This window comes from Streptomyces sp. NPDC001450 (assembly GCF_053597295.1).
On the sequence record NZ_JBSFHY010000099.1, the window covers coordinates 1 to 7,357 of the forward strand.

Annotated in this window: 7 protein-coding genes and 1 pseudogene; 1 reads left to right on the forward strand and 7 read right to left on the reverse strand. The window is 72.8% G+C overall.

Annotated features, from left to right (window positions below):
* The 7 genes and pseudogenes from ACWC5O_RS44690 to ACWC5O_RS44720 form a co-directional block, all read right to left on the reverse strand.
* Nucleotides 1-197: acetyl-coenzyme A synthetase N-terminal domain-containing protein (locus ACWC5O_RS44690; protein ID WP_450781301.1), on the reverse strand; the 197-nt coding region annotated here is incomplete at its 3' end.
* A 58-nt stretch (nucleotides 198-255) separates the two neighbouring features.
* A complete protein-coding gene (locus ACWC5O_RS44695) occupies nucleotides 256-915 on the reverse strand; it encodes an acetate uptake transporter (RefSeq protein ID WP_450592429.1) in 660 nt (219 codons plus the stop codon).
* 311 nt (nucleotides 916-1,226) lie between these two features.
* On the reverse strand, nucleotides 1,227-2,840 hold the full coding sequence (locus ACWC5O_RS44700; protein ID WP_450592427.1) for a sodium/solute symporter: 1,614 nt from the start codon (nucleotides 2,838-2,840) through the stop codon (nucleotides 1,227-1,229).
* Nucleotides 2,837-3,211, reverse strand: a complete 375-nt coding sequence (locus tag ACWC5O_RS44705) for a hypothetical protein (protein ID WP_450592426.1) — start codon at nucleotides 3,209-3,211, stop codon at nucleotides 2,837-2,839. Before ACWC5O_RS44705 ends, ACWC5O_RS44700 begins: the two co-directional genes overlap by 4 nt.
* A complete protein-coding gene (locus tag ACWC5O_RS44710; RefSeq protein ID WP_450592424.1) occupies nucleotides 3,204-4,025 on the reverse strand; it encodes a LytR/AlgR family response regulator transcription factor in 822 nt (273 codons plus the stop codon). The genes ACWC5O_RS44705 and ACWC5O_RS44710 overlap by 8 nt, the downstream gene beginning before the upstream one ends.
* Nucleotides 4,026-4,105: 80 nt before the next feature.
* On the reverse strand, nucleotides 4,106-5,335 hold the full coding sequence (locus ACWC5O_RS44715) for a sensor histidine kinase (protein ID WP_450592422.1): 1,230 nt from the start codon (nucleotides 5,333-5,335) through the stop codon (nucleotides 4,106-4,108).
* Between the two features lie 683 nt (nucleotides 5,336-6,018).
* Nucleotides 6,019-6,278 (reverse strand): annotated as a pseudogene (locus ACWC5O_RS44720) (transposase); the annotation flags it as partial.
* Nucleotides 6,279-6,400: 122 nt separating this feature from the next.
* On the opposite strand from ACWC5O_RS44720, the gene ACWC5O_RS44725 reads away from it, so the two are divergent.
* Nucleotides 6,401-7,180 (forward strand): class I SAM-dependent methyltransferase, encoded by a 780-nt coding sequence (locus ACWC5O_RS44725; RefSeq protein ID WP_450781303.1) that lies wholly within the window; start codon nucleotides 6,401-6,403, stop codon nucleotides 7,178-7,180.
* Nucleotides 7,181-7,357: the final 177 nt, after the last annotated feature.

A 7,357-nucleotide genomic window follows, 5' to 3' on the forward strand; every position in this document is an offset into this window, starting at 1 on the left:
GGGTTCGACCAGTCCAGCGTCTCGGTCGGCTCCTTGGCCCAGGTCAGCCGACGGGCCTGCTCGGCCCAGAAGCCGAGCCTGTCAGCCTTGGCCTGTGCATACACCTCCGCCGTGACGTTGGCGTGCGCGGCCAGGTCAGCCGGCGGCGCGAACCTGCGTTCTTCCCTGAGCAGGTTGGCCAGGCTCTCGTTGCTCATGATGACTTCCTCGTGGTCGGGGGGGTCGGCGGTCAGGTGGCGGTCGGCGGTGGCGGGGTCAGGCCCCGAACGGCCACGTCGGCAGGGACCTGCCCTTCCAGGTGGCGTTGGCCACCCCGGCGAACGAGCCGTACCAGGCGAGCAGCGCGGTGAGCAGGCCCGCCCAGCCGCCCGCGTGCCCCAGTGCCGCCCGCTGTCCCAGCTCCCCGGCGGTGAGCAGCACGAAGGTCAGCAGAAGCACCGTGAACACGGCGAGCAGGACGCCGTTGATCCGGCAGGCGACGATCGTCATGTAGGCGGTGAACACCGTCCAGGCGAGCAGGAACAGGCCGGTCGCCTGGTAGGCGTGGTCGGCCGGCAGCTTCGGCGCGACGAACTGGACGTAGGCCGCGAAGGAGAGCCAGAAAGCGCCGTACGAGGTGAAGGCCAGCGCGCCGAAGGTGTTGTTCTTGCGGAACTCCCACATTCCGGCGAGGAGTTGGGCGATGCCGCCGTACCACAGGGCGAGCGGCAGTACGACGGCCTCCAGCGACGCATCCTTGATCAGACCGGCGTTGAAGGCGGAGAGCACGAAGGTGGTGAGGGCGAACGCCGCCAGGCCCAGCGGGCCGGGGTCGGCGATCTGCGGGCGCGGGGCCGTGGGCCCGGCCGGGGTCCGCTCGTCGGTGGCGTCGGCGGCGGGTCGCTCGTCGGTGGCGGGCGTCTGAATGTCGGTCATGGTGCAGTCCTTGGGTGGAGGGGTACGTGCTCGGCTCGGGTTCTGGGACGGGGTGGTGCGCGGGGTCCTCGGACGCGGCCAAGTCGCGAAGGGTGCGGTATGTGGTGTGCGGTGGCCGGTGGGCCGCGGGCTGGCTCGGGGTCGGGGCCGGATGTTCGCGGATGCCCGCACATCAGGGTGCGGAAGATCCCGCTGCCGCTCCCGGTCCGGGAGCGCGGCTGGGCGGCCGGGCTTCGCGCGGTGTTGCGCTCTGGCCGGTTACTGTGCGGCAGCCGCGTCCCGGCCGGGAGCCCCCGTACGGAACCTGTCGATCAGTGGTGCCGGTGGTGCGACGGACGGCCGTGTTCCAGGGACGAACGGTCGCCCACCCCCGCCGAACGGCCGGACGCGCCGGCCGCCAGCGTCTCCGGCAGGTGCAGACGGGCTAGCATCACGGGAGTGTTCGCGGGCACCCGGCCGCGCGTTGCCAGGGAGACGCCCACCATGGTCAGGAACGCCGTCGGCGCGCTCCAGGCCGCGGGCTCGGCGAGCAGCATCCCGACCCAGCCCGTACCGCCCGCCCCCAGCAGCGTGCCTGTCAGCGCCGCCGCCGACAGCCCTCCGCCGACCAGCATCCCGGCGACGGCTCCGGGCGCGGTGAGCCCTCGCCACCAGATACCCAGCACCAGCAGCGGGCAGAAGGTGGAGGCGGCCACGGAGAAGATCAGGCCGACCTCGTGGGCCACGGACACCCCGCTACCCGACAGCAGTAGTGCGATCCCGCAGGGTGCGAGCACGGCGACCGCGGAGGCCCGGCGGAAGCCCCGCACGTCCCCGCCGAAGAGGTCCTGCGAGAGCACGGCGGCGACCGACAGGGCAAGCCCCGAACAGGTCGACAGGAAGGCGGCGAAGGCACCCGCGACGACCAGCGCCGTCAGCAGCTGCCCCACCGCGCCGGGCACCAGCCGGCCGGGCAGCAGCAGCACCACGGCGTCCGCCCGGTTCCCCTGGGCCAGGCCGGGAGCGAAGAGCCGTCCGAGGCCGCCGTACACCTCGGGCAGCAGGTAGAAGACGCCGAGCAGACCGAGGACTCCGACCGTCGTCCGGCGGGCGGCGCGGCCGTCGGGGTTGGTGTAGAAGCGGGCGATGACATGTGGCATGCCCATCGCCCCGAGGAAGGTGGCCACCATCAGCGAGTACAGGCTGTAGAGTCCGCGGCCGCCGCCCTGGGCGCGCGCGGGCCAGGTCGCACCCGCGCCCGCCGCGTGCCCGGCGGACGCGTGCACGGCGGGCGCCGAGGCGTCGGAGGCGGGGGCCGGGCTGCCGGACGGGTGCCAGATCCCGCGCCAGACAAGCAGCAGGACGACCGCCGGAACGGCGAGCGTGGCAAGCTTCAGCCAGAACTGGAAGGCCTGGACGAGCGTGACGCTGCGCATGCCTCCGGCGACCACGCCGACCAGCACCACCGCCGTCACCAGCAGGGCACCCGACCAGGCGGGCGCGCCGAGCGCGGCATGCAGAGCCAGCCCCGCGCCCTGGAGTTGCGGCACCTGGTAAAGCCACCCGATGAGCACCACGAAAGCGGTCGCCGTCCGCCGCACCGCCGGCGAGCCGAGGCGCGCCTCGGCAAAGTCGGAGACGGTGTAGGCCCCCGACCGGCGCAGCGGCGCGGCCACCAGGACGAGCAGCACCAGATAGCCCGCCGTGTATCCGATGCCGTACCAGAGCATCGTGCTGCCGTACGCCACCACCAGCCCCGCTATGCCCAGGTAGGAGGCAGCCGAGAGGTATTCGCCACTGACAGCGGCGGCGTTGCGCAGCGGTGACACCGTGCGGGAGGCGACGTAGAAGTCCGGCGTCGAACGGGACTTGAGGCCGTAGCCGCCGACGGCCACCGTCACGGCCACGACCAGCAGTACGGCGGCCAGGTTCTCCGGTGCGTTCATGACCGGTGGACGTGCTCGGCGAAGTCGCGTTCGTGGCGCTCGGCCCGGCCGACGTAGCAGGCTCCGGCCACCACGAGCAGCGCGTGCACCGGCAGTCCCAGGAGGAGCCACGGCAGACCGGCACCCCACAGCCGCGCGTGATGCAGCTCCGGTACATACCCAAGGAGCAGCGGCAGGGCGGCGAGCGGCAGGAAGACCGCGCCGCAGACCAGCAGCCCCAGCCGGAGCTGGGCGCGCATCAGCGCCTTCACGTAGACCTCCCCGAGCGCGGTCTGCTCGTGCACATCCCGTACCACGGCGCCTCGCTGACCGGGCCGGGCGGCCCGGGTGCGGGGATGGGTGACGGCCACACGCCGCGCCGGCTCAGCCATCGGCGGCTCTTCCGCCCTTCGGCGGGCCGGACGGGGGCAGTAGCATCTCGCGCAGCTTCCGGCTGCTGCGGCGGCTGACCGGCACGACGGCGCCGGCCACGCGCACCGACAGCCGCCCGGAGTCGGTCAGCAGTTCCTCGATGTGGTCGGTGGCGACGAGGTGGCGGCGGTGCACGCGCACGAAGCCGGCGTCCTGCCACTGGTCCTCCAGGCTGGACAGCGGCGCCCGCAGCAGATGGCTGCCGGACTCGAGGTGCAGACGCACGTAGTCGCCGCACGCCTCCACATGCCGTACCTCGGAGCGCTGGACGAACCGCGTCACGCCGGACAGTTCGACGGCGATCACCTGGTCGTCGGCGGGCTGCTCCGCGGACGTCGGGGGCCCGGTGGGAGCGGGTTCCCGGTCCGCGGGGGCAGGGTCCGCGGGGACCAGGTCCGCGCGCCGCTCGCCGATGCGCCGGACGGTTTCCGCGAGCCGCTGGGCACGTACGGGCTTGAGCAGGTAGTCCAGGGCCCGCACATCGAAGGCGGGCACCGCGAAGCCGTCGTACGCGGTGACGAACACCACCGGCGGCGGCTCGGCAAACCGGGACAGGACCCGGGCCACCTCCAGTCCGTCCAGACCCGGCATGCGGATGTCGAGGAACACCGCGTCCACGGGCCGGTTCTCGGCCAGCGCGCGGTCCAGCGCCAGCAGCGCCGCGGCGCCGTCGGCCGCGGACTCCACGGGGCCGACGCACGGTTCGAGCCCGAGCAGGTAGACGAGCTCCTCCAGCGCGTGAGGCTCGTCGTCGACCACCAGGAAGCTCAGCATGCGCGAATGGGAGCATTCCCCGCACAGCGGGTCAACCCGCCGCACATGTGGAGTTCGCCACAGCCGTGAGGGCAGGGCGTTCAACTGAGCGCGTCGAGCCCTTCAGCCAGGCGGTCTCCCCCGGCCGCCGGGGCCACCACGCCCGCCCGGTACTTGGGCACCCGGATCCGCACCTTGGTGCCCGCCCCCGGTGCGGTCTCGACCACCACCCCGTACGCATCCCCGTACACCTGGCGCAGCCTGGCGTCGACGTTCCCCAGGCCCACCCCGCCCGAGTTCCCCGGGCCCGCGCCGCACGCACCGGCGGCGCCCGTGCTCCCGGCCCCGCCCGCGGCCAGGACGCGCCGCAGCTCCCCGGGGTCCATTCCCACGCCGTCGTCCTCCACCGTGATGTGCGCCTCGGCGCCGGCGTCCCAGGCGAGCACGATGATCCGCCCCGGTCCGGTCCTGCCCTCGAAGCCGTGCCGCACCGCGTTCTCGACCAGCGGCTGCACGCACAGGAACGGCACCGCCACCGGCAGCACCTCCGGTGCCGCCTGCACGTCGACCCGCAGCCGTTCGCCGAAACGCGCCTGCTCCAGCAGCAGATACTGACCGACCGAGCGGAACTCCTCCGCCAGCGTGGTGAACTCGCCGTGGCGGCGGAAGGAGTAGCGCGTGAAGTCGGCGAAATCCAGTAGCAGTTCGCGAGCCCGCTCCGGATCGGTGCGGACGAACGAGGCGATCGCGGTCAGCGCGTTGCACGAGAAGTGCGGCGAGATCTGCGCGCGCAGCGCCCGCAGCTCCGCCTCCACCAGACGGGTCCGGGACCGGTCCAGCTCAGCGAGCTCGAGCTGGCCGGACATCCAGCGGGCCACCTCGCCGGTCGCCCGGACCAGCCCCGCCGACACACCGGGGGCGTACGCGAGCAGCGCCCCCTCGACCCGGTCCTCCACCACGAGCGGCGCCACGACGGCCTCCCTGACCTCGCACCGCCCCTCCCCGCACCACACCCCGCCGTCCTTCAGCACCGCCGTCCGGCCACCCGCAAGCACCTCCGCCGCAAGGCCCACGGCCGAGCCGGTGTGATGCTTGCCGACGCCGTCCCAGGTCAGCACGCGTTCGGTGTCCGTGACGGCCAGCGCCGGAGCGCCCAGCAACTCGCGCAGATGCCGCGCGGCCGCGCCGGCCGACGACCCGGTCAGCCCGCCGCGCAGCGCCGGCGCCGCCAGGGACGCACGGTGCAGCGCCTCGAACGTCGCCTGCCCCGCCCGCCCGTCGAAACCGGCGTGCCGGCGCAGCCGTCTCCGCCGCCGGAATATGTCCGCCATGCCAGACACGGTAACTGCTCCGGCCCGCCGCGCGTGCGGGAGATCCTGGCGGCTGCGCGGTCGGCCCGGTCCACGCCGCCGGATCCGCAAGCCGTCCAGCACAGGGACGAACATGAGGCTGTCGCCTCGCTGGCCCGGCGAGGTCTGCCCAGTCAGTCTGCCCAGTCGGTGGGCGAGCCCGGTCGTCGGCCGGCAGATGGTTCTTGCTGGTCAGCCCTCCCGGCGAGCGCCCCAGCGCCTCCCTCCCATCCTCCGCCACGCGCGCACCGCCGCCTTTACGGAAAGTCACGCAGGGGCCGGTGACGAGGCCCGGCCGCATGCTGATGCACCCGGCAGGACATGAAGTCGATGTTCACCGCCCGTGCGCGCCTGCGCTGAGCGCTTCTCCTCCTCTGCCGCCTTGGCCGGTGCCCCGTCGGGATCGGCGGCATCCACCTCGATCTGTAACTCGCCCAGGATCCGCTGCCAGGTGCCGTCCGCTGACCAGCGGCGGTGCCGCTGGTAGACGGTTGCCGCTGATGGCTCTGGCAGACTGGCCGCCCGGCTCTCCGGGACGCTCCGACTGCTGATACGAAAATCCCCCGTCTGTGCAGGTCAGGTGCGGCAGCCACATGGCGGACCGGCGCAGGTGGTTGTAGTCGTAACCCTTATTGCCATGATCAGATGGATCTTCGGCCCGTACTTGCCTCGATCCACTCTGCTAACCGCCGGTGAGCGGTAGCCCCGGATGGGCCGAACGACGCAGCAGTTGTTGCCATGTACATCCCGATGTAGCCACGAACATGATCGCCGCCAGGACCTCTCGGTTCCCATGCCGACGGCGGCCTCCGCCCTGCGGACGGACCGGTGCGGGCGGACCGGTGCGGGCGGACCGGTGCGGGCGGAACCACCGCTGGAACAGCGCCCACAGCTCGTCCGGCACAAGGCGCTCGGCAATCCCCATGCCAGGAGGCCACCGAGACCACCGAATGAGACGCCTTGTTGGCCGGCAGCGCTGTCGGGCAGCCGTCACCGAAGTGGTGAGGCGGGGTAGCCGACCGCCGGCAGCACCGATAGCGTCACCGCATGGACCAGGAGGAACGGTTACTTCACGCCTCGTCGTTCGGTGCGGCGGCGGTCGCATACGCCGAGCACCGTCCCGACTACGCGCAGGCCGCGGTGCACTGGGCGCTCGAACCCGCGCCCGGCCCGCGCGTGCTCGACCTCGGTGCCGGAACCGGCAAGCTGACCGCCACGCTGGTCGCGCTGGGTGCCGAAGTCATCGCTGTGGAGCCCGACCCGGGGATGCTGACCGAGCTGCGCCGCTCGCTGCCGGCTGTCCGGGCCCTGCCGGGTAGTGCCGAGGCGATACCGCTGCCGGACGCTTCTGTCGATGCCGTGCTGGCCGGCAACGCCATGCATTGGTTCGACATGGCCGTCGCGGGACCCGAAATCGCCAGGGTCCTCGCGCCCGGCGGCATCCTGGCCGGCCTGTGGAACCTCATGGACGACCAGGTCGAGTGGGTTTCCGGGCTCGCGCGGGTCAGCGGGAGCGCGGCCATCGGCCCGCGTGACACGCCCACCAGCTGGCGCGCCGAGACGGCCGACATGCACCTTCCCAAGACGGGCGTGGCCGCCCGGTTCGGCTCGCCGGAGCAGGCCGAGTTCCCGCACGGACAGCGCCGCACCGCGGACTCGCTCGCCGCGACCATCGCGACGCGCGCGGGGATGTTGGTCATGCCGGAACAGGAACAAGAGGCCACGCTGGGCCGGATCCGCGCGTTCCTCGCGAGCAGACCGGAGACCTCCCGCGGCGAGTTCACCCTCCCGATGCTGACCGGCGTGCTGCGCGTCCGACGGCTGTGAGACATCACCTCGGCACCCGAACCTGACACACGGCCGCGAGCAACGCGGGAACTGGCCGCAGCGAGCGTGTCGACGGGGTGGGAGACGGTCGGGTCGTACGCGACCGGCCCGAACACGCCGGGCTCGGACCGCAGTTGTCGCCACTTCCGCCAGACACTCCCCGCCCCGGACGACCAC